Source organism: Streptomyces sp. NPDC088157 (assembly GCF_044741545.1).
Taxonomy (GTDB): Bacteria; Actinomycetota; Actinomycetes; order Streptomycetales; family Streptomycetaceae; genus Streptomyces.
Map to the genome: position 1 here is coordinate 164,782 of NZ_JBIUSU010000011.1, position 21,557 is coordinate 186,338.

Annotated in this window: 19 protein-coding genes; 6 read left to right on the forward strand and 13 right to left on the reverse strand. The window is 72.2% G+C overall.

Going from position 1 to position 21,557, the window contains the following annotated elements:
- Positions 1-13 precede the first annotated feature (13 nt).
- Complete coding sequence (locus ACIPFH_RS36675) at positions 14-1,054, forward strand: lactonase family protein (protein ID WP_401833574.1); 1,041 nt, start codon at positions 14-16, stop codon at positions 1,052-1,054.
- A gap of 442 nt (positions 1,055-1,496) precedes the next feature.
- On the opposite strand, the gene ACIPFH_RS36680 is transcribed toward ACIPFH_RS36675, so the two are convergent.
- From ACIPFH_RS36680 to ACIPFH_RS36695, 4 genes are all read right to left on the reverse strand, one after another.
- On the reverse strand, positions 1,497-2,420 hold the full coding sequence (locus tag ACIPFH_RS36680) for a hypothetical protein (protein ID WP_356249422.1): 924 nt from the start codon (positions 2,418-2,420) through the stop codon (positions 1,497-1,499).
- A gap of 188 nt (positions 2,421-2,608) precedes the next feature.
- Positions 2,609-3,607: an N-acetylglucosamine kinase gene (locus ACIPFH_RS36685; protein ID WP_401833572.1), complete on the reverse strand. Its 999-nt coding sequence runs from the start codon at positions 3,605-3,607 to the stop codon at positions 2,609-2,611.
- 91 nt (positions 3,608-3,698) lie between these two features.
- Positions 3,699-4,376 carry a uracil-DNA glycosylase gene (locus tag ACIPFH_RS36690; protein WP_356249426.1) on the reverse strand — a complete coding sequence of 226 codons (678 nt, stop codon included), beginning with the start codon at positions 4,374-4,376 and terminating at the stop codon, positions 3,699-3,701.
- An 81-nt stretch (positions 4,377-4,457) separates the two neighbouring features.
- Complete coding sequence (locus ACIPFH_RS36695; RefSeq protein WP_356249428.1) at positions 4,458-5,609, reverse strand: exo-alpha-sialidase; 1,152 nt, start codon at positions 5,607-5,609, stop codon at positions 4,458-4,460.
- A 222-nt stretch (positions 5,610-5,831) separates the two neighbouring features.
- Between ACIPFH_RS36695 and ACIPFH_RS36700 the strand changes: the two genes are divergently transcribed.
- Positions 5,832-6,410, forward strand: coding sequence for a hypothetical protein (locus ACIPFH_RS36700; RefSeq protein ID WP_401833569.1), 579 nt, complete (start codon positions 5,832-5,834; stop codon positions 6,408-6,410).
- Between the two features lie 155 nt (positions 6,411-6,565).
- On the opposite strand, the gene ACIPFH_RS36705 is transcribed toward ACIPFH_RS36700, so the two are convergent.
- Positions 6,566-8,296 (reverse strand): acyl-CoA dehydrogenase family protein, encoded by a 1,731-nt coding sequence (locus tag ACIPFH_RS36705; protein ID WP_401833567.1) that lies wholly within the window; start codon positions 8,294-8,296, stop codon positions 6,566-6,568.
- Between the two features lie 64 nt (positions 8,297-8,360).
- Between ACIPFH_RS36705 and ACIPFH_RS36710 the strand changes: the two genes are divergently transcribed.
- The gene (locus ACIPFH_RS36710; protein ID WP_401833565.1) at positions 8,361-9,113 is read left to right on the forward strand and encodes a PaaX family transcriptional regulator C-terminal domain-containing protein; all 753 of its coding nucleotides are present in this window, start codon (positions 8,361-8,363) and stop codon (positions 9,111-9,113) included.
- Between the two features lie 79 nt (positions 9,114-9,192).
- Here the strand turns inward: ACIPFH_RS36710 and ACIPFH_RS36715 are convergent, their stop codons facing one another.
- Entirely contained in the window at positions 9,193-10,014 is an 822-nt protein-coding gene (locus ACIPFH_RS36715) for a pectate lyase (RefSeq protein WP_401833563.1), read from the reverse strand.
- Positions 10,015-10,680: 666 nt separating this feature from the next.
- On the opposite strand from ACIPFH_RS36715, the gene ACIPFH_RS36720 reads away from it, so the two are divergent.
- Positions 10,681-11,982 carry a PHB depolymerase family esterase gene (locus tag ACIPFH_RS36720; protein WP_401833561.1) on the forward strand — a complete coding sequence of 434 codons (1,302 nt, stop codon included), beginning with the start codon at positions 10,681-10,683 and terminating at the stop codon, positions 11,980-11,982.
- Between the two features lie 43 nt (positions 11,983-12,025).
- Here ACIPFH_RS36720 and ACIPFH_RS36725 read toward each other — a convergent pair whose 3' ends face one another.
- Entirely contained in the window at positions 12,026-13,435 is a 1,410-nt protein-coding gene (locus tag ACIPFH_RS36725; RefSeq protein ID WP_401833558.1) for a nucleobase:cation symporter-2 family protein, read from the reverse strand.
- Positions 13,436-13,559: 124 nt separating this feature from the next.
- Complete coding sequence (locus ACIPFH_RS36730) at positions 13,560-14,933, reverse strand: FAD-dependent oxidoreductase (RefSeq protein WP_401833555.1); 1,374 nt, start codon at positions 14,931-14,933, stop codon at positions 13,560-13,562.
- 200 nt (positions 14,934-15,133) lie between these two features.
- On the opposite strand from ACIPFH_RS36730, the gene ACIPFH_RS36735 reads away from it, so the two are divergent.
- A complete protein-coding gene (locus ACIPFH_RS36735) occupies positions 15,134-15,727 on the forward strand; it encodes a DUF6214 family protein (protein ID WP_401833613.1) in 594 nt (197 codons plus the stop codon).
- 199 nt (positions 15,728-15,926) lie between these two features.
- Here the strand turns inward: ACIPFH_RS36735 and ACIPFH_RS36740 are convergent, their stop codons facing one another.
- Entirely contained in the window at positions 15,927-16,565 is a 639-nt protein-coding gene (locus tag ACIPFH_RS36740) for a DUF305 domain-containing protein (RefSeq protein ID WP_401833553.1), read from the reverse strand.
- Between the two features lie 189 nt (positions 16,566-16,754).
- Between ACIPFH_RS36740 and ACIPFH_RS36745 the strand changes: the two genes are divergently transcribed.
- A complete protein-coding gene (locus ACIPFH_RS36745; RefSeq protein ID WP_401833550.1) occupies positions 16,755-18,257 on the forward strand; it encodes an LVIVD repeat-containing protein in 1,503 nt (500 codons plus the stop codon).
- Here the strand turns inward: ACIPFH_RS36745 and ACIPFH_RS36750 are convergent.
- The 4 genes from ACIPFH_RS36750 to ACIPFH_RS36765 form a co-directional block, all read right to left on the reverse strand.
- Positions 18,245-19,024 carry a TetR/AcrR family transcriptional regulator gene (locus ACIPFH_RS36750; protein WP_401833548.1) on the reverse strand — a complete coding sequence of 260 codons (780 nt, stop codon included), beginning with the start codon at positions 19,022-19,024 and terminating at the stop codon, positions 18,245-18,247. The two genes, ACIPFH_RS36745 and ACIPFH_RS36750, sit on opposite strands and share 13 nt — an antisense overlap.
- A 207-nt stretch (positions 19,025-19,231) precedes the next feature.
- Complete coding sequence (locus ACIPFH_RS36755; RefSeq protein WP_401833546.1) at positions 19,232-19,771, reverse strand: hypothetical protein; 540 nt, start codon at positions 19,769-19,771, stop codon at positions 19,232-19,234.
- On the reverse strand, positions 19,759-20,430 hold the full coding sequence (locus ACIPFH_RS36760) for a phosphatase PAP2 family protein (protein ID WP_401833544.1): 672 nt from the start codon (positions 20,428-20,430) through the stop codon (positions 19,759-19,761). Before ACIPFH_RS36760 ends, ACIPFH_RS36755 begins: the two co-directional genes overlap by 13 nt.
- Before the next feature lie 146 nt (positions 20,431-20,576).
- Positions 20,577-21,512: a M56 family metallopeptidase gene (locus ACIPFH_RS36765; RefSeq protein WP_401833542.1), complete on the reverse strand. Its 936-nt coding sequence runs from the start codon at positions 21,510-21,512 to the stop codon at positions 20,577-20,579.
- Between the last annotated feature and the right edge of the window lie 45 nt (positions 21,513-21,557).

A 21,557-nucleotide genomic window follows, 5' to 3' on the forward strand; every position in this document is an offset into this window, starting at 1 on the left:
GGAGGGGACAGCGGTGGCAGACCTCGGCGTAAGGCGACGGCGGGCGTTCATCGGCTCGTTCACGGCGGCTGGAGGGCCCGGGATCGTGGCCGCCGCCGTGGATCCGGCCAGTGGCGCGCTCACCGCCCTGAACAGCGTGAACGGCGTCCCTGACCCCTCCTACCTGGCCCTTTCGGCCACCGGGGACACTTTGTACGCGGTCAGTGAGACGGCGGACGGCGCGGTGGCCGCCTACCGGGTGACGGGCGACGCGCCGGAACAGATCGGGCAGCCCGTGCCCGTCGGCGGCAGCGGCCCCACGCACCTCAGCGTGTTCGACGGACACGTCCTCACCGCCAACTACGGCTCCGGCAGCGTCACCGCCGTCCCGGTCCGCCCGGACGGCACCCTCGCCCGCGTCGCCTCCGGCATCCTCCGGCACACCGGCTCGGGCCCGCACACGCGGCGTCAGCAGGGCCCGCACGCCCACCAGGTACAGCCCGACCCGAGCGGACGCTGGGCGGTCAGCGTGGACCTCGGTACGGATTCCGTACGCGTGTGCGCCCTGCGCGACGGCAGCCCCGTCCTGCACCGCGAGCACGCGCTGCGCCCCGGCTCCGGGCCGCGCCACCTGGCGTTCCACCCGGACGGCCGGTACGCCTACGTGGTGAACGAACTCACGCCGACCCTCACCGTCTGCCGCTGGGACGCGTCGGACGGCTCGCTGAAGCCGCTGGCCGAGGCCGCCGTGCTGCCCGGCGCCCCGGCCGGGGACGCCTACCCCTCGGGCGTCGCCGTCTCGCCCGACGGCCGGTTCGTCTGGACGGCCACCCGCGGCGAGGACGTGCTCTCCGTGTTCGCGGTGGAGGGCGCGGGTGAGGCACTGAGGCTGGTCGGGACCGTGCCCTGCGCCGGACACTGGCCGCGGGCCGTCGCCGAGTCCGGGGGCTTCCTGTACGTCGCCAACGAACGCTCCGGCGACGTCACCTGGTTCGCCCTCGACCCGAAGACCGGCCTGCCCCGACGAGCCGGCTCGATCCCGGTCCCCGCCGCCTCCTGCGTGATCCTCGGCTGACCCCTCCCAGCATCCGCATCCTCCGCCGCTCCCGTTCCGGGCTCGCGCCGCTCCCGTTCCGGGCTCGCGCCGCTCCCGTTCCGGGCTCGCGCCGCTCCCGTTCCGGGCTCGCGCCGCTCCCGTACCTGTACCGGCTCCGCCCTTCGCCCACCCTGGTCGGGCGTGTGGCGCCCCGGGTGGCCGTCGTGGCCGTATCTGCGTCGGTGCCGCGCCGGCCCGGCGTCTCTGCCGGCTCCGTGCCGGTCCTTGCCCGGTCCTGTGGCGCGCCGGGCGTGGAGCGTATCCGTGTCGGTGCCGCGCCGCGTCGGCCCGGCGTCTGTGTCGGCTCCGTGCTGGTCCCACCCTGCCCGGGCGCGGGCGGGTGCCCCGGTCCCGGGCCGACGCGAAGGGCCCGCTCCGACTCGGAGCGGGCCCTTCGTTCGTGCTGCGTCCGGACAGTCGGCTAGCGGACCGGCGCGCCCTGCGGCTGCGGCGGGGCGATGCCGAGGGCGGTCGTGTACTTGGCCAGCGCGAGCTTGCCGATGGCCGGGTACGGGCCGAGCGCCTCTGCGGCGGCGCAACCGGCTTCCCTGGCCGCCTCCTCGATCAGCGTGGCGTCGATCTCCGGGCCGATCAGGTACGGCGCCAGCGCCAGCTGCTGGGAGCCGGAGGAGCGCAGCTGCTCGGCGACGGAGGCGATGGAACCCTCCTGGTCGAGAGCCGCGGCCATCACCGGCACGGCGAGGCGCGCGGCGAGCAGCATGCCGGTGATCCCGGCGGCCTGCACGGCCTCCTCGCCGCCCACGGAGGCGAGGATGATGCCGTCCGCGGCCGTCGCCACGGTGAACAGCCGGGCGCGGTCGGCGCGGGCCAGACCGGCCTCGGACAGCCGCACGTGCAGGGCCTCGGCGAGCAGGGGGTGCGGGCCGAGCACGTCGGTCAGCTCGGCCGCGATCCGGCTCTCCATGACGGCCTGGCGGACCTGGCGCAGCAGCGCGCTGTCGGGCCCGGCCAGCAGGGGCACGACGACGGCGACCGGACCGTCGGGCTCCTTGACGTCCAGACCGGCCGCACGGGCCTGCTCGAAGCGGGCGGTGCGCTCGTCGGCGGCGTGCACGAGGATGGACTGCACGGTCGGGAAACCGGTGTCGTCCCCGTCGAGGTAACCGATGCGGGCGTCGAGACCCGGCAGCTCGGAACGGGCGATGCTCACGATCTCCTCGGCGAGACCGCGGGTCGCGGCGCTCGGCGGGCCCGGCACCGCGAGGACGAGCGCGGGCGCGCCCTCGGGAGCCGCCAGCGGCTCGGGTCGGCGGTGCCGCCCGGGCTGGCGAGGTCGCGGCATTCGTACTGGCAGGCCGGACGCGGGCCCAGTGGGGGAGCTCATGGCGACGCATGTTACTGGCTTCCTGGGCTCCCCTGTTCGGGGAGGGTGCACGTGAGCGGTATCCGTCCGGTTTTGTCTGATGAGTTACGTACGGATCAGAAGTGATCAGCGTGTTTTCCGGGCGACTTGCCCCCGGAGGGTGGAATCCCCCTTTTGGGGTATGACGTACGTTCCCTGCGCACGACGCATCAGGCGGGGCCCTTCACCGACAGCAGTCTCTCCTCGCTCGGCAGTGTGAGCGTGCCCGTCGCCAGTTCGGTGGCGATGCGCAGGGCGCCGTCCAGCGGATCACCCTCGGCGGGCACCCGCAGGGCATGCGGCAGCAGTCCGGTCAGTTCCTCTGCCAGCGGAACGAGGAGGGGGTCGCCCATCCCGAACAGACCCCCGGTGAGGGCGAGCCGGGGTTCTCCGTCGGCCGGGCAGACGGCCGCGGCCGACTCGGCCATGTGCCGGGCCGCCGTACGCAGGATGCCGGCGGCGACCACGTCGTCCGGGCCGCAGTCGGCCACCTGCGGCGCGAAGGAGGCGAGCACGGCCGGGCGATCCGAGCGTGGGTAGAGCCGGCCGGGCAGCTCTGGCATCGGGCCGAACCGCTCCTCGGCCCGGACCAGCAGCGCGGCGGACCCGCCGGGACGCCCGTCGTACGCGCGCAGGGCCGCCTCCAGACCGGCCCGTCCGATCCAGGCGCCGCTTCCGCAGTCGCCCAGCAGATGGCCCCAGCCGTCCGCCCGCTGCCATGCCGTCAGGTCCGTGCCGATGGCGATCAGGCCCGTGCCCGCCGCCACCACGACCCCCGGCCGCGGTCCGAGCGCGCCGACATAGGCGGTGACGGCGTCGGCGGCGAGCGCGGTCGTACGGACGCCGAACTCCCGCGTCAGAGCGCCCGGCAGCTCGGCGCGCAGCGCGTCGCCCAAGGTGCTGAGGCCGGCCGCGCCGACGACCGCCGTGGCCGGCCGGGAGATACCGGTCTCGGCCGACAACGTCCTTACCAAGGGGACCAGTTGTTCCATCAGGTGGTCCGGGTCGATGCCCCGCGCGCCGATGCGCACGGGCACCGGCGAAGAGCGCCGGGCCAGGGCACCCAGCTCGGCGGTCCCCAAGGCGACCCGCAGACCGGAACCGCCCGAATCCACGGCGAGGACGGCGTCGCCGTGGTTGTGGCGGCCGCTGTCGCCGGAGCCGGTCACGGTGCCGGAGCCGATCGCAGTGCCGGTCCCGACCCCGGCCCCCGCGCCGGAGCCCCAGCCCCGCGGCCGTCGCCCGGACTGGCGCCGGCGGTCACGGCAGGCGCCAGTCCACCGGCTGCCCTCCCTGCCGCACCAGCAGGTCGTTCGCCCTGCTGAACGGTCGCGAGCCGAAGAAGCCGCGGTCCGCCGACATGGGCGAGGGGTGCGCGGACTCCACCGAGGGCAGGTCCCCCAGCAGCGGACGCAGGTTGCGGGCGTCGCGGCCCCACAGGATGGAGACCAGGGGCTTGCCGCGCGCCGCCAGCGCCCGTATCGCCTGCTCGGTGACCTCCTCCCACCCCTTGCCGCGGTGCGCGGCCGGCTTGCGCGGGGCGGTGGTGAGCGCCCTGTTGAGCAGCAGCACCCCCTGTCGCGTCCACGGCGTCAGGTCACCGTCGGACGGCTGGGGCAGGCCCAGGTCGGTGGTCAACTCCCGGTATATGTTGATCAGGCTGCCGGGCAGCGGCCGGACCTCCGCGGCGACCGAGAACGACAGGCCCACCGCGTGCCCGGGCGTCGGATACGGATCCTGTCCGACGATCAGGACGCGTACGTCGTCGAAGGGTTGTTGGAAGGCACGCAGGACGTTCTGTCCGGCAGGTAGGTAGGTACGTCCCGCGGCGATCTCCGCGCGCAGGAAGTCGCCCATCTCGGCGATCCTCCCGGCGACAGGTTCGAGGGCCTTCGCCCAGCCCGGTTCGACGATTTCATGCAAGGGTCGTGGTGCCACGGCGTCACCCTACTGCCGTACACACGGCGGTGATCAACCGATGGCCAAGGCCGGGCGGCCGCCCCTCGCGTCCAGCTCGGCTCATCCCACCACCGCGGCCCGTACGCACAGGACGTCCGGCAGGTGCGAGGCCAACTGCCGCCAGCTGTCGCCGTCGTCGGCCGAGGCGAACACCTCGCCGTTGCGGTTGCCGAAGTACACGCCCGCCGGGTCCCCGTCGTCCGTGCACAGCGCGTCCCGCAGCACGGTGCCGTAGTGGTCCTCCTGCGGCAGGCCGGACGTGAGCGGCTCCCAGCTCTCGCCCGCGTCCGAGGTACGGAAGACCCGGCAGCGGTGGTCGGCGGGCACCCGGTCCGCGTCGGCGTTGATCGGGAACACGTACGCCGTGTCCCCGCGGGTCGGGTGCGCGGCGACGGCGAAGCCGAAGGTGGAGGGCAGGCCCGCGCCGATGTCCGTCCACCGCCCGCCTCTGTCGTCGCTGCGGTAGACCCCCCAGTGGTTCTGGAGGTAGAGGCGGTCCGGGTTCGCCGCGTCCCTCGCGACCTTGTGCACGCACTGGCCGAACTCCGGATTCGGGTCGGGCAGGAACACCGCGGAGACACCGGAGTTGGCGGGCGCCCAGCTCGCGCCGCCGTCGGTCGTCCGGAACACCCCGGCGGTGGACACGGCCACGGTCACCGACCGCGGGTCGCGCGTGTCGGTGAGGACGGTGTGCAGGCCCTCCCCGCCGCCGCCCGGCACCCACTTCGAGCGGGTGGGGTGCTCCCACAGAGGGCGGACCAGCTCGAAGCTCTCGCCGCGGTCCTCCGACCGGTACAGCGCGGCCGGTTCCGTGCCCGCGTACACCACGTCCGGCTCGGCGGCCGCCGGGTGCAGCTGCCAGACCCGCTCCAGCGAGGCCTCCGTGTCCTGCGGGAACTTGACGGCCGGTGCGGCCGGTTCGGTCCACGTTCGGCCGAGGTCGTCGGAGTGGAACACCGAGGGGCCCCAGTGCGCGCTGTCGCCGCCGGCCAGTAGCCGCGGACGGTCACCGCGGGTGTCGATGGCGACCGAGTAGATCGCCTGTGCGTTGAAGTAGGGGGATTCGTCGAACTCCCATGTTCCACCGCGCCGACGCCCGATGAACAGGCCTTTGCGCGTGCCCACGGCGAGCAGTACCTCGGTCATGCCGATCACCTCCGCTGTGTCTTTGACGTCCTTGTCCCAGACACCGGCCAGTTTGCACCCCACCACTGACAGTCACCTCTGGAAACGCCGTCGCCGCAGGTCACAGCGGCGACGGCGGGGTGGGAGCGCATGACGTCGGCCACTTTCGGCGGGACGCCTGCGCGGGCGCCGGGCCCGTGGGACCGTCGGGACGAGGGACGGCGACGGATTCGGCATGAGCATCGGGCCCGCCCGCACCGTATGGGAGGGCGGCGTGGTGTTCATGTGCTCATGAGGAGGAAGCCTTCGATGGCGTTCCGTGGTCCGAAGGTGTGGCTGTGGCGCTGGCGGCGCAACCCGCTCAAGCGTCGCGCCGACGCGGTGGAGGCCTGGGTCGTGCTCGGCGTGTGGGCGCTGACCGTCCTCGCCGGGGTGCTGGCGGGGTGGGCGACCGCCGGATCCGTCGAATACGGTCTGGCGCGGGAACGCGTCGAGTGGCGGCCCCTCATGGGGCGGCTGACCGAGCGGGCCCCGGGCAAGGCCGTCAGCGGTTCCTCCAGCGCCGACCAGGTGTGGGCGAAGGTCGGCTGGACCGGGCCGGACGGGTCCGCGCACAACGGCCAGGTCCGGGTCGGACCCGGCAGCGCCGCGGGAACCCCGGTCACGGTGTGGACGGACCGGCAGGGCCGGCTGGTGACGAAGCCCGCCACCGCCGCCCAGGCCAGGCTGCGCGCCTCCCTCGTCGGCGGCCTGGCAGGAGTCGGCGCGGCCGCCCTGCCTCTCGCGGGCGGCCGCTTCCTGCGCGGCCGCCTGGAACGCCGCCGCGTGGAACAGTGGGACACCGACTGGGCCCGCTTCGACGCCCTGTGGGGCCGCCCGACGGGCTGATCCGAACGGCGCCCCCGCCCGGACGGCGCGGAAGCCCGGCGAACGGGGCACGGCGTCGACCGCCGACCTCCACGCCGACGGCGTGTTCCAGGGGGTCGGCACGACGCCACCGACGACGCGACGGAATCCGGCGACGGGCCCGCGGACGTGCGAGCTCAGTTCGTGAGGGGCAGGCTCCGGTCCAGGATCCCGTCGATATCGGCGCCGTCCGGGAGGGTGCCGAAGGCGTACCCCCAGTCGCCGCCCAACCGGGTCGCGCAGAAGGCGTCGGCGACGGCGGGCGGGGCGTGCCGCACCAGGAGCGAGGCCTGGAGGGTGAGGGCCATCTGCTCCACCAGACGGCGGGCGCCGGACGGTGTCGCCCCGCCCAGCCGGGTGCGCAGCCGTGAGACGGCGGCGTCGAGGCGGGCGTCCGCCCCCTGCGCCAGGGCGAGTTCGCGGAACAGGGCGTCCGCCGTCGTCGGCTCGCGGGTCAACGCCCGCAGCACGTCGAGGGCGTTGACGTTGCCCGAGCCCTCCCAGATGGACAGCAGGGGCGCTTCGCGGTAGTGCCGGGGCATTCCGGAGTCCTCCACGTAGCCGTTGCCGCCCAGGCACTCCAGGGCCTCCGCCGTGAAGGCCGGACCGCGTTTGGTCACCCAGTACTTGCCGATGGCGGTGGCGATCCGGCGGAAGGCCTGCTCGGGCCCCTGGTCGTCGCCTCCACGCACCGCCCGGTCGGCCGCCCCGGCCAGCCGCAGCGTGAGCGTCGTGGCGGCCTCCGACTCCAGCGCCAGGTCCGCCAGCACGTTGCGCATCAGCGGCTGGTCCAGCAGCCGCGCCCCGAACGCGGCACGGTGTCGCACATGGTGCCCCGCCTCGACGAGCGTCTTGCGCATCAGCGTGGCCGACATCATCACGCAGTCCAGCCGCGTGCAGTTGACCATCTCGATGATGGTCTTCACGCCCTGCCCCTCGGGTCCGACCAGCCAGGCCACGGTTCCGTCGAACTCGGGCTCGGAGGACGCGTTGGAGCGGTTGCCGAGCTTGTCCTTGAGCCGCTGGACGCGGAACGTGTTGCGGGTGCCGTCGGGCAGCACACGCGGCACGAGGAAGCAGGACAGCCCGCCGGGCGCCTGTGCCAGGACCAGGAAGACATCGCACATCGGCGCCGACGTGAACCACTTGTGCCCGCGCAGGGTGTACACCCCGGGCTCCGCCGTGGGCAGGGCCGCCGTCGTGTTCGTCCGGACGTCGGAGCCGCCCTGCTTCTCGGTCATCCCCATGCCCGCGAGCAGTCCGCGCTTCTGCGTCGGCACCCGCAGCCCCGGGTCGTACTCGCGGCCGGTCAGCAGCGGCTCGTAGACGGCGGCGAGCTCCGGCTGACGGCGCAGGGCGGGGACGGCCGCGTAGGTCATCGACGTGGGACAGCCGTGCCCGGCCTCCGTGTGCCCCCAGGCGAGACCGCCCGCCGTGCGCGCCACGTGGGCGCCCGGCCGGTCGTCCGCCCAGGGCGCGCCGGCCAGCCCCTCCGCGACCGCGACCCGCATCAGCTCGTGCCAGCTGGGGTGGAAGTCGACCTCGTCGACGCGGTGGCCGTACCGGTCGTGGGTGCGCAGCGTCGGCTCGTGCCGGTTGGCCAGCTCGCCCCACTCCTGCGCCTCGACGCCGCCCGCCAGCAGACCGATCCGGCGGACGTCCGGCTCCGCCCACCCGGCGCCCTCCCGCCGCAGCCCTTCGAGCAGGGCCGCGTCGTCGGAGGCGTCGTACGGGGCCAGGGGAGGCGGCTGATTGACGACGTCGTGCGTGACGGCCGCCGGGACGGACGCAGGGGGCTGCGCCTGGGGATCGGCCTGCGGCTGCGCCGGGGACTGCGACTGGCTGAGTATCTGGACCATGCCGACCATGTTGCACTTTCTCTACGGCTGTAGCAATAGTGCAATACGGTGGGCGCACGTAGAGTACGACCCCATGCGGATGAACGTGCCGGCGCGGCCCGGCGAGGTCGAGCTGCCCCCGCTGTCCGCGCGGTCGGTGGTCCTGAGCCTGCTGCTGGGCACGCACCCGCCCGAGCTGGCGGCGAAGGACCTGGTGCGCGGAGTGGAGCCGTTCGGCGTCGGCGGATCGACGGTCAGGGCCGCGCTCAGCCGGATGGTGACAGCGGGCGATCTGCGGCGGACGGACGGCGTGTACCGGCTCAGCGACCGGTTGCTGGAGCGCCAGCGCCGCCAGGACGACGCCGTGCGTCCGGACACGCGCGCGTGGAACGGTGACTGGGAGATGGCCGTGATCACCGCCACCGGTCGGGGCCCCGCCGAACGCGCCGAACTGCGCGGCCGGTTGACCGCCCTCAGACTGGCCGAGCTCCGCGAGGGCGTCTGGCTGCGGCCCGCCGACCTCGGCCGGCCCTGGCCCGCGGATCTCGGGAACGTCCTCCAGCACTTCACCGCCCGCCCCGACGCGCCCGCGCGTGACCTGGCCGCCGGGCTGTGGCCGCTCGACGCCTGGGCGCGGACGGCCCGGGTCCTGCTGGCCCACGTCGAACGGAGCCACCGGCCCGCCGACCGCTTCACTGCGCTCGCGGCGGTCGTACGGCATCTGCTCGCCGACCCGGTGCTGCCGGCCGAACTCCTCCCCGCCGACTGGCCGGGACCGGCCCTGCGCACCGCCTACCTGCACCATCGGCAGCGGCTGACCGCGACGGTGTCGGTGGCGGACGCATAGGTACGGCGGCCGTGCGAAGCGCCGTGCGGGGGACGCTTCGTACGGCCGCCTTCCTACCGTGGGGGGACCGGAGGCGGGACTACTTGTAGGTGATGTCGGACGACGCGTACTTGCAGTAGGTTCCGTCCGCGCCGGTGCCGTTGGTGGTCGGCTCCTTGCCCGTGTTGTTGCCGATGTACTTCTGGCACGGAATGATCTTCTTGCTGCTGTCCCCGACGATGGTGATCTTCTTCAGGGTCGCGCTGTCGCCGTAGTTGGTGTTGATGCCGACGAGCCGACTGCCCTTGTACGTCGCCTCGATGGTGTTGAGGTTGATCGTGCGCTTGTACTGACCGCTCTTGCAGTTGCCGCAACTGCGCACGAAGGTGCCGAAGTTCTGTACGGCGAAGTTCGAGACGTTCAGTGTCCCGGCGCCGTTGAACTGGAACACCTTGTCGCTGGCCTCCTTCGCCCCACCGCCGGAGACGGTGTAGACGTTGGACGACGAGGAGCCCAGGAAGGTCGCCGCGTCCTCGCCGACGTCCTCCCACCAGACGTTCTGCAGCGTGCAACTGCCCAGGCAGTGGATGCCGTCGGCGGCCGGCGACCCGATGATGACGTTCTTCACGACCGCGCCGGGCGCGAGCTCGAGGATCGGGTCCTGGTCCTCGTTCTGGCCGCCGGTGCCGAGGTCACCGTCGCCATAGAGGCGCTTCATCCCGTAGTCCTTGGTGCCGGAGACCGAGATGGTGGCGGTGACCGCCTGGCTGCCGTTGGCGCCGGGCCAGGTCGCGGCGCTCGCGGGGGTGAGGGCTCCACTGGTCATGATCATGCCAACCGTGAGCCCGATGGCGGCCAGCCCGCCGGTGAGCGCGCGCCCGTGGGTGCGCCGAGGTGTCGCAGAACTTGCTGGTGAAGCCATGTCCCGATGCCTTCTTCCAGGTGGGGGATGGGGAGAGCGCTCCGGACGGCCCGGAGCGTTCCAGGTGAGTGGTCGGAGTGGGTCGGGATGGTCAGGGCGGTCGGGCCGTTCAGGGCCTTCCGGCGCCGATCCCGACCGGATGGGTGTCCGCGGGGCCGGTCCGCCGAGGGAGGGCGAGGACCGCCGCCGTCGCCGGAGAGGCGGCCGCCGCGACGAGGGAGGGTCTTTGCACTTGTGTACGTGGGGGTCCGACACGCATGCGGGGGCATCCCTTCGAGGGAAAGGAGAGGATCAAGTATGTGAATGTCAAGCGCCATGTTGGACGACGCGTGCGGACGGTGCGGCCCTTTATGGGGGTGGCGTGAGCGGCTCGGTCACACTGCTGAACGGAACGTAGGGGGCAAGCGCTTTCTAGTCAACGCTTTGCGCAGAACACATTCGGCCAGCCGGCCTGGTCCCGGTCAACGGGTAAGGGCTTGCGGGGAGTTGGCGTGGGAGCGCTTCCATGGCGGGCATGCGCATGCCACCATGCGAGGCGGACGCTTCCCTTCGCCACTGCCGAAGAGGGGCGGGCCGACGCACCGACGCCACCTGCCGAGCCGCCGTTTTCGCTCGCGCACCTCACGTACGACGTCCCCCGAGCCGCTACCAGAAAGGGACAAGCACGTGTCGAACTCGCCTGGGAGAGCCCTGCGTTCGCTGTTGGGTGCATTGCTGCTCCTGCTCACCGCCGCTCTCCTCACCGCCCCCGCCGCCTCCGCGCGCACGCGTGCCGCCGCGCCGGTCCCCGCGGCCACCCTCACCGAGGTCACCGGCTTCGGCGCCAACCCCAGCGACCTCCAGATGTACGTGTACGCGCCGGCCACCGTCACGGCCCACCCGCCGGTGCTCGTCGCCGTGCACTGGTGCGGGGGCTCCGGGCCCGCGATGTACTCCGGCACCGAGTACGCGCAACTCGCCGACCGGTACGGCTTCGTGGTGGTCTACCCGTCCGTCACCCGGAGCAGCAAGTGCTTCGACGTCTCCTCGTCCCAGGCGCTCAGGCGGGGCGGCGGCAGCGACCCGGTCGGCGTCAAGTCGATGATCGACTGGGTGACCGCCGCCTACGCGGCCGACACCGGTCGCGTCTTCGCCACCGGTATCTCCTCCGGGGCGATGATGACCAACGTCCTGCTCGGCGACTACCCCGACGTGTTCGCCGCCGGATCCGCCTTCTCCGGGGTCCCCTTCGGCTGCTTCGCCACCACCGACGGCTCCGAGTGGAACAGCGCCTGTTCCGGCGGCACCGTGATCCACACCGCACGGGAGTGGGGCGACCTCGTCCGCGGGGCCTACCCCGGCTACACCGGAGCCCGGCCGCGCATGCAGGTGTGGCACGGCACCGAGGACGACGTGCTGCGCTACCCCAACTTCGGCGAGGAGATCAAGCAGTGGACCGATGTGCGGGGAGTGAGTCAGACGCCCGCGGTCACCGACTCGCCCGTCTCGGGCTGGACCCGCACCCGGTACGGCGGCACGGGTGACCAGGCTCCCGTGGAGGCCGTCAGTCTCCAGGGCGTGGGCCACAACCTGTATGCCTGGGGCATGGCCGCGCGTGTGATCACCTTCTTCGGCCTGGACGCCTCCGGCCCCACCCCGCAACCCCAGCCCGGCAGTTGCCGGGTGACCGCGACGACGAACGCCTGGAACACCGGTCTGACCGCCTCCGTGACCCTCACCAACACCGGCACCACCACGGTCGACGGCTGGCAGCTCGGCTTCACCCTGCCCTCCGGCCAGACCATCACCAACGGCTGGGGCGCCACCTACGCGCCGGCCTCCGGAGCGGTGACGGCGACCAACGCGTCGTACAACGGCAGACTCGCCCCCAACGCGAGCGTCACCATCGGCTACCAGGCGAACCACACGGGCAACAGTGCGGCGCCGGGCGGCTTCACGCTCAACGGAGCTGCGTGCGGCGCGAGTTGAGGGCTCCGGGGCGGCCGGTGTGCCAGGCCGCCCCGGCAGTCGGCTAGACGACCTCTTCCTCTTCCTCTTCCCTGGACCTCTCCACGGCGTCCCCGGCGGGCTTCTCGCCACCGCCGGCCGGCAGGGCGACCGTCTCCGGTGCCGGAGCGGCCTTCGAGGGCAGGTGGTTGAAGAGCAGGTTCAAGACGATCGCCGTCAGGCAGCCCGCGCTGATACCGCTGTTCATCACCGTCTGGAACCAGTCGGGGAACTTCGCGTAGATCGTCGGCACGCCGACAGGGAGCATGCCCATCGCGACCGACACGGCCACCACCGTCAGGTTGTGGTTCCCCTTGAAGTCGACCTCCGCCAGCGTCCGCAGACCGCTCGCGGCGACCGTCCCGAACATCACCAGGCCCGCCCCGCCGAGCACCGGCGCCGGAACGGCGGCCACCACCGCGCCCAGCTTGGGCAGCAGACCCAGCAGTACGAGGATCCCGCCCGCGGTGGCGACGACCCAGCGGCTGCGCACCCGGGTCATGCCCACCAGTCCGACGTTCTGCGCGTACGCCGTGTACGGGAAGGTGTTGAAGACACCGCCCAGGACGGTCGACAGCCCGTCGGCGCGCAGCCCGTCCGAGAGGCTGCGCGGCTCGACCCTGCGGCCGGTCATCTCGCCGACCGCGATGAGGTCACCGGTCGTCTCGGTCATCGTGACCAGCGCCACGATCAGCATGGAGATGATCGCCGACGCCTCGAAGGCGGGCGCGCCGAAGTGGAACGGCGTGCTGATGCCGACCCAGTCGGCGTCCCCGACCCCGTCGAAGTCCGTGAACCCGAACGGCACCGCGACCGCGAGCCCCGCCACGATGCCGATCAGCACAGCGATCCGGCTGAGGAACGCCGGTGCGAAGCGCTGCACGCCGAGGACCACCATGAGGACGAACCCGGCGAGTCCGATGTTCCTGGGCTCTCCGAAGTCCGCCGAACCGGCTCCGCCCGCCGCCCAGTTGCCCGCGACCGGCAGCAGCGAGAGACCGATGATCAGGATGACGGCGCCGGTGACCAGCGGCGGGAAGAAGCGCAGCAGCCTGCCGAACACAGGCGCCAGCAGCACGATCGCCAGCCCCGCCACGATCACCGACCCGTAGATCGCGGGCAGTCCGCCGCCCGTCGTCCCGATCAGCACCATCGGCGACACCGCCGCGAACGTACAACCCTGCATGATCGGCAGCCGCACGCCGAAGCGCCAGAAGCCCACGCACTGGATCAGCGTGGCGATGCCGCAGACCAGCAGGTCGGCGGTGATCAGATACGCGAGGTCGGCGGGCGACAGTTTCATCGCACCGCCCACGATCAGGGGCACGGCCACCGCGCCCGCGTACATCGCGAGTACATGCTGGAGACCGAAAGCGGCCAACTGCCCTGCGGGAGGCACCTCGTCGACGGGATGAACGGGCGCGGTCGTGGTCATGGACACTCCAGAGCGGGGCGGGGAGGGGGACGGAGGAAACGGGGGCCGCGACACAGCGGGCCGGGCGGGGGTGGCGACATCCGGACAGCACGAGACCGTACGAGACTTGAACAGTTTGTTGATTTCACCGATGTTGCTGCCGCGTGTCCCGTACACCGATCCTGGCCGGACCGGCCGCGGTCCACAGCGCCGCCCAGTCCGGCAGCTTCACCACACCCCGCCCCAGCGAGGCCCCCAGCTCCGCCTCGGCCCGTTCGATCGCCAGCCACCCCGCCCACTCGACGGGTTCCGCCCCGGCGGCCCGCAGCAGCACCAGCGGATCGCCGGGCAGCTCCCGCCGTGCGAGGACGGGGCCGTCCGCCAGCAGGGACGTGGCGGTTTCCTTCGCGCACGGACGGTTGGTGCCGATGACCCCGGTGGGGCCCCGCTTGATCCAGCCCGCCACGTACTCGCCCGCCGCGACAGCGCCGTCGCGCAGGACCCGGCCGGCCAGATGCGGCACCGTGCCCCGCTCGGGGTCGAACGGCAGACCCTCGAGCGGTACCCCGCGATAGCCCACCGACCGCAGTACCAGCTGCGCCCCGATGTCCTCGTGCCGGCCGGTGCCCGACACCCCGCCGCGCGCGTCCGGCGCGGTCCGCTCGAAACGGACCGCGCCCACCCGGCCGCCGTCGGCGCGGAGTTCGACGGGGCGCAGGAAGAACCGCAGCCGGATCCGCCGCCGGGCGCCTCGGGCGGGTGTGGCCGCCCAGCCGCGCAGCACCTCCACGTTCCGCCGCTGCGCCGACGGCAGTCCGGTGGGGTCGCCGTACGCCGGATCGAGTGCCAGCTCCGCCTCGTCCACGACCACCTCGGTGTCCGGCAGAGCGCCCAGCTCGCGCAGTTCCTTGGTGGTGAAGCGGGCCTGGGACGGGCCGCGCCGCCCCACCATGTGGATCTCGGTGACCTCGCTCGCGGCCAGTGCGGTCAGCGCCGCCTGGGGCATGTCGGTCGGACTCAGCTCGGCCGCCTGCCGGGCCAGGATCCGGGTGACGTCCACCGCCACGTTCCCCAGACCCACCACCACGGCCGAGCGGGCGCCCCGCAGGAACCCCTCGGCAGCGGCGTCCGGATGCGCGCTGTACCAGGACACGAACTCCGTCGCCGACCAGCTGCCCGGCAGTTCCTCGCCGGGGACGCCCAGATGCCGGTCGGTCGCCGCGCCCACGCAGTACACGACCGCGTGGTACAGCTCGCGCAGCCGGGCGGGCGGTACCCCGTCCGGCCCGACCCTGATCCCGCCCAGGAAGCGCACCCGCTCGTGCTCGAGCACCGCGCGCAGACTGTTCTGGAGCGACTTGATCTTCTCGTGGTCCGGAGCGACGCCGTACCGCACGAGCCCGTAGGGGCACGGCAGCCGGTCCAGGACGTCGACGAGCACGTCGGGGTCCTGTTGGATCAGACTCTGGGCGGTGTAGACCCCACTCGGCCCTGAGCCGACGACGGCGACACGCAGCACGGCGGAACTCCTTACCCAGGGGGACGGAGGAGATCGCTGGTCCCTCCAGCATCGCATCAGGTCGGCTCCGCTGACAGGGTGCCGTACGGGCTCGGTGCGCGCGTGTCCGTTCGTATGGAAAGTGATCATGCGGTTACGTTGCGTGTGTGCTAGACGCATCGTTTCTTAATCTTTCTGATCGTTCCGCCGAGGACGGCGCGATCTCCGTGTGGCCCGCGTGGCAGGTCCAGGAGGCTGGGGGCGTCACCACCTGGTTCCATGTCCGGCTGGAGTTCACCGACGGCGCGCGCGTCGAGTCGCTGGCCGTCGTCTGCGAGGAAGGCGTCTCCGTCGAGGACGTCCGCGCCCAGCCGCCGCTGTCGCTCGTGGACCTGACGGTCCTCGCGGACTGGATCAAGGGGCCCCTGTTCGAGCGCTGTGCCGGAGTCGGCCTCGGCGCGCAGGACGTGGAGGGCGCCGAGGACGCGCACGGCGTGGTGGACACGCGCGGGGTGGAGGACGCACAACGCGCGGAGGACGTGGGTGTTCCGGACGGCGCGGACGACGTACGCGCAGTGGCCGCCACCGGTTACCCGGGCGAGTCGCCCGCTCCCCGGCGGGCCCGCCCGGCCTGGCCACGGGGACTCGAGGGGCGGTGGCTGGTGGCGCAGGAGTACCGCGCGGCCCAGGAGGAGGGGGCGGACCCCGTCCTCGCGGTCATGTGCGCGACGGGACACAGTCGGCGCAAATCGCTGAGGCTGATCGCACAGGCACGCGACGTGGGCTACCTGACGCCGCGTCACGCACGACGCTGACGATGGCCGTAACCGAACCCCGCCGACGAGGTCCGTGCGCCAGGCAGGTGGGCCGGACCCCTGGGCGGGGCAGGTAGCGGAACCCGTGCGGGCGATGCAGGTGGCGGGACCCGTGGCGAGGCAGGCGGCGGATCCGCGGGCGGGACCTTGGACGGGGGTCGTCAACAGGTCCCGCGGGCAGGGGCGTCGACCGGAGCCGCTACTGCATCCCGCGCATCCGTGTGATCTCGCTCGTCTGCTGCGCGATCACGTCGTCCGCCATCTCCTCGATCCGCACGTTGTTGCCGTGTGCCTTGACGTCCGCTGCCATGCTGAGGGCGCCCCCGTGATGGGTGATCATCAGGGTGAGGAAGAGCGCGTCGAACGCCTTGCCGTGCGCCGCGCGCAGTTCGGTCAGCTGCGCCTCGGTGGCCATCCCGGGCATCGCCGTGTGCTCGTGCTCGCCGCTCGCCCCGACCTCGCCGTAGGTCTCGAGCCAGCCCTCCATGGCCTTGATCTCCGGCCCCTGCGCGGCGCCGATCCGCGCCGCGAGACCCTTGACCGCCTTCGACTCGGCTTGTTTCGGAGCGAGTTCGGTCATCTTCAGGGCCTGGGCATGATGCTGGATCATCATCCGCGCGTACGCGACGTCGGCGGAGTTGGGCGTGTCGTCGTCGGCGCGCTGATCGGCCGCGTCCTGGGCGGAAAGGGTCTGGTTCGACTCACCGGGCTTTCCCGGCGCGATCACCGAAGGGCCGTCGGCCGCGCCCGACTTGGTGTCCGGCCCGGAGTCGCACCCCGCGAGGGCGAGTGCGAGCAACAGCGACGCTGAGACGAGCGGCACTCGGCGGACGAGCACAACGACCTCCTGAAGGACGTGAGTTGAGGACGAGGACCGCCCTCGTCCGGATCTTTGCACCATGGATCGGGCTACTGAACGGAAAGATTCATTACGAGTGCGTTGCCGAGCCTTGATATGTGCATGATGAAGACGATACTTCGGAGCACCGCGAGCCGTTCCGTGTGAACGGCAACAAGGGAGGACGCAGTGACCCTGTTGAACGACCTTCGAACGCGCCGCAGACGGCTGGGAGTGGCCGCCGCGTGTACTGGGCTCCTGGCCGCGCTTCTGACGACCGTCCCGGCGGCCGCGACCCCCGACCCGGGGGACGGCCCCGCCGTCGAGCAGCGGGTGTCCCAGGGCGCCCGGGCCGAGGCGGCGGCGGCGATCGCCGAGGGCGAGATACCGGGGCAGGACGAGATCGTCCATTCGGACAACATCGAGCACCTGGTGAACATCCCCAAGGAGGCCCTGCCCGGCACCAACTCGGACCTCGCCTTCCAGGGCAAGTACGCCTTCTCCGGAAACTACGACGGCTTCCGCATCTTCGACATCAGCAAGCCGAAGTCCCCGAAAACCGTCGCCCAGGTGCTCTGCCCCGGCTCGCAGAACGACATCTCCGTCTCGGGCGACCTGCTCTTCCTGTCGACCGACTCCTCACGCAGCGACAGCAGTTGCAACAGCACCACGCAGCCGGTGACCGAGAAGTCCTCCTGGGAGGGCATGAAGGTCTTCGACATCAGCGACAAGGCGAACCCGAAGTACGTCGCCGCCGTCGAGACCGCCTGCGGCTCGCACACCCACACCCTGGTGCCCGAGCGCAAGAACGTCTACGTGTACGTCTCCTCGTACTCGCCGAACGCCGCCTACCCGGACTGCCAGCCCCCGCACGACGGCATCTCGGTCATCAAGGTGCCGCGCAAGACGCCGGAGAAGGCAGCGATCGTGAGCTTCCCCGTGCTGTTCCCGGGGGAGGGCCCGGACGGCGGAGGCAACCCGGGCTCGCCCACCAACCCCGGCGTGTCCAAGACGACCGGCTGCCACGACATCACGGTCCTGCCCTCGAAGGACCTGGCGGCGGGCGCCTGCATGGGTGACGGCATCCTGTTCTCCATCAAGGACCCGGAGCACCCGAAGGTCATCGACCAGGTCCAGGACAACGTGAACTTCGCGTTCTGGCACTCGGCGACCTTCAACCAGAAGGCGAACAAGGTCGTGTTCACCGACGAGCTGGGGGGCGGCGGCGCCGCCACCTGCAACGCGGCGACCGGCCCGGACAAGGGCGCCGACGGCATCTACGACATCGTCGGCAAGGGCGACAAGCGCAAGCTGGTCTTCCGCGGCTACTACAAGATCCCCCGCCACCAGGCGGACACCGAGAACTGCGTGGCCCACAACGGCTCGCTGATCCCGGTCAAGGGCAAGGACATCATGGTGCAGGCCTGGTACCAGGGCGGCGTCTCGGTCTGGGACTTCACCGACTCGTCGAAGCCGAAGGAGATCGCCTACTTCGAGCGCGGTCCGCTCGACACCCAGGTGCTGAGGGGCGGCGGCTCCTGGTCGGCGTACTACTACAACGGTTACATCTACTCGAACGACATCGCCAAGGGCTTCGACGTGCTGAAGCTGAACGACCGGCGCACGGACCCGGCGAAGCGGATCCATCTGCCCGAGCTCAACGTCCAGACGCAGCCTGACTACTTCGACTGATCCGAGGTCGACCGATCCGAGGTCGACCGGACCCCGGTCGGCCGGTCGTCGGTCGGCCGGTCGTCCGTCGACCGGTTTCCGTTCGGCTGACGATAGGTCGGCCGGATTTCGGCAAGCGCTTCCGTGGCGAAGAAGCGCGACAGATCGGTGTCACAGCTCCCGCCGGGCGCCTCGGCGTCCGGCGGGACCCCCTGCTCCCGGTCGAGCCGGTAGCGTGCGAACAGTTCGGCGCGCACTGTCGTGAGCGGCAGAGGCACGTTCGGCAGCACCATCGCGTAGACGGCTCCCATCAGCTGGGAACGCAGCATCGGGTAGTCGTGGTCGACGTCCTGCGACCCGTGCCGGACCGCGGTCTCCCGCAGCAGTTCGGCCAGCCGCTGCTGCTCAGGGCACTGCACGAAGCCCTCGGCCTGCAACAGCCCCGCCATGTGCTGGCGCATCAGCACCGTACGGTCCCGGGCCAGTCCCAGGATGCCGTCGATGGCCCGTGCCATCCGCTCCCGGCCGTCCTCGGTGCGCGGCTCCCGCTCCAGCGCCTCCTCCAGCGTGCGGTGCATCAGCCGGTGCACCGCCGACTGGACCAGCTGCCGCTTGCCCGGAAAGTAGTAGGAGACCAGCCCGCGCGCCGAGCCGGCCCGGTCCGCGATGTCACCGAGCGTCGTCGCCTCGTACCCGCGCTCGCTCACCAGCTCGACCGCGGCCTGAAGGAGCCGCTCCCGGGAACGCCGCCGCAGTTCTTCATTGACCGAGGCGCTGCGCGGGGACATTCTGTAACTCCTGCGTTGACTGGCTGGCAGCCAACTATACTCAGGGCATCCCGGTCGGGTTCCGGTACGGAGCACGCCGGGTTGCCGCCTGCTCTGGGCGACGCGGGGGATCGTCCAGAGTGGGCGTGCTTCTCCCGTAATAGTGGCCTGAGGCGACCGTCGGCAGCGGGTGGGCCCAGTCCATGAACCGTGTGGACCTCTCGGAGCTCACGCTTCCTGCCCACCTGGCCGGTCCAGCGGGGTCACGTTCCACGCGAGCGGGAGATCGGCGTCGCAGAACACGCAGACGAAGGCCCCCTCACGTACGACGTTGTTCTCTTCACACCGTTCGCAGCGCCGGAACACCAGGGCGTGGGTGAAGCCGTCGGGGCGGCCGATACCGGCCCGGTCCAGCGCGGCGGCCACGGCCGGCCAGGAATCGGGGTCCGGGCAGTAGCCGGTGGACTGATTGCTGACCTCGAGGACGTGCGGCCCGTACGGGGTGCGGCGGAACGAGATCTCGCCCGCTCCGAGTACGTCTCCGCCGCCCGCGCAGGCCACGTGCTCGCTGCACCGGGGCGCGAGCCGCAGGAGGCCGTCGAGCCCGACGACGTAAGTGAACGGTTCCGCGTCCTCCGGCGTCGCGTACGTGTCCAGGTCCGCGGCGCGGTGGATCACCCGGCCGCCGGCCCCCGGCACGACCGCCTGCCGCACGTCCTCCGGTCCCACGTAACCGTATCGCCGCTCCGGCAGGGTCACGGACGCCACCGCACCTGGGCCGCGATCGCCAGGGCGACCAGCATGGCGCCCAGCAGCCAGCCGCCCAGGACGTCCGAGGGCCAGTGCACGCCCAGCCAGATCCGGGTCAGGCCCACGCCCACCACGGAGACCACCGCCACCGCCAGCGCCGTACGCCACAGGACGGGGGCGACGCCGTGCCGATGCAGCACCCACAACAGGAGACCGAACACGACCGTGGCGGTCAGCGCGTGCCCGGAGGGGTACGCCGCGTAGTGGGCGGAGTCGACCGGATCGGGCCAGACCGGTCGGGCGCGGTCCGCGCCCGCCTTGAGTCCTTGCTGGATCAGCGTGCCCACCGCGGACGTGGCGACCAGCCACCCGGCCGTCCACCAGTCCGCGTACCGCCACACCAGCCACACGGCGACCACCGCCCCCAGCAGGCGCAGGGTCAAGGGGTCCCAGACCCAGTCCGTGAGGATGCGACAGATCTGGGTGACGTCGGGGTCGGCGACGGCCCAGCGGTGGGTGGTGCGGGAGATGTCGCCGTCGACGGAGATCAGGGGGTGCCACTCGGCCGTGACCAGGACGAGGAGCAGGGCGGAACACAGTCCCAGGGCCAGAGCGGTCCGGAGGGCCGTGCGCAGGGCCGAGAGGCGGGGCGGGGAGTCGACGGGCGGGGTGTGCATGGGGAAATCCTCGCCGAACGGTGGGGACGGAGGCGAACCCGGGGTGGCACGGTCCGGCCGGCGGTGGTCGTCCGCATTCCTGGCCCCACCCCTGTCGCGACGGGCCGGCCCACGGACGGGGCGCTCGGCGCGGTGGCCGCTCCGGCTCAGCCAAGCGCGCGCAGTGCGGGGACCAGGGTCACCAGAACCGGGATCACCGGCACGAGTGAGGCCGCCGCCGTCAGCCGCAGTCTGCGGGCCGCGGTGAGCCGGTCGGCCGGTGTGAGCAACCGGTGCACGCGCTGTGGGAGTTGGGCCTGCGGGGCGGGGGAGGGGCCGAACACGCCCCGGTCCTCGTTGAGTTCGACCAGCGCAAGGGCGGTGGTCAGCCGGCCGAAGCGGCGGGAGGCCATGTCGTCGGCCGACAGTTCGACCAGCCGGTGCATCTCGTCGCGGAACGCGGCGAACACCGGCACCTGCGGGAACCCGGTGGCCAGCGCCGCCGAGCAGTGCAGCAACCAGTCGTGACGCGCCTGGACGTGCCCCTGCTCGTGCGCGAGCACGGCATCGAGCTGACGCCCCTTCAGGCGCCGCAACGCGGCTGTGGTGACCACCAGTTGAGGCGCCGCACCGGGCAGCCACCAGGCGTCGGTCCGCTCGGCCTCCAGTACCAGCAGTCGCCCGGACGTGGGCTCCTCTCCCGGCAACAACGGTGCTCGCAGGCGGAGTTCGGCGTGGCGGCTCCGGCGGCCGGTCCGGCTCCGCAGGACCTCCCGTACGAGCATCGCCCCGGTCCACAGTCCGCCGCACGCGAGTGCCACCGCGGTCGCCGCCGCCCAGGGCCCCGCAGCGCCCAGCGCGTACGCCTCAACCACCGAGTGCGGGGCCGGCGCGAAGACATGACCGCGCACCGCCTGCCAGGCCGCCGCGGCGCTGAGCGTCATCGAGAACACGCAGCACAGCAGGACCGCGGCCACCACGCACTGCCACGCCCACAGGGCGACCACCGGTTCGCGGTCCGGCCAGTCGGCCCGGGCGATCAGCCGGGGGGCGATCACGGCGGTCAGGGCACCGAGCAGCAGCAGTACCACGGGGACCATCATGCGCAGCAGCCTATGAGCGGCGTACCGCTCAGGGGTACGGCTTGT

Coding starts and splice junctions, on each gene's coding strand:
- ACIPFH_RS36710 (WP_401833565.1), top strand. CDS start 8,361: ATGCGGATGAACGTGCCGGCGCGGCCCGGCGAGGTCGAGCTGCCCCCG.
- ACIPFH_RS36680 (WP_356249422.1), bottom strand. CDS start 2,420: ATGAGCTCCCCCACTGGGCCCGCGTCCGGCCTGCCAGTACGAATGCCG.
- ACIPFH_RS36715 (WP_401833563.1), bottom strand. CDS start 10,014: ATGGCTTCACCAGCAAGTTCTGCGACACCTCGGCGCACCCACGGGCGC.
- ACIPFH_RS36700 (WP_401833569.1), top strand. CDS start 5,832: ATGGCGTTCCGTGGTCCGAAGGTGTGGCTGTGGCGCTGGCGGCGCAAC.
- ACIPFH_RS36760 (WP_401833544.1), bottom strand. CDS start 20,430: ATGCACACCCCGCCCGTCGACTCCCCGCCCCGCCTCTCGGCCCTGCGC.
- ACIPFH_RS36725 (WP_401833558.1), bottom strand. CDS start 13,435: ATGACCACGACCGCGCCCGTTCATCCCGTCGACGAGGTGCCTCCCGCA.
- ACIPFH_RS36765 (WP_401833542.1), bottom strand. CDS start 21,512: ATGATGGTCCCCGTGGTACTGCTGCTGCTCGGTGCCCTGACCGCCGTG.
- ACIPFH_RS36705 (WP_401833567.1), bottom strand. CDS start 8,296: ATGGTCGGCATGGTCCAGATACTCAGCCAGTCGCAGTCCCCGGCGCAG.
- ACIPFH_RS36750 (WP_401833548.1), bottom strand. CDS start 19,024: ATGTCCCCGCGCAGCGCCTCGGTCAATGAAGAACTGCGGCGGCGTTCC.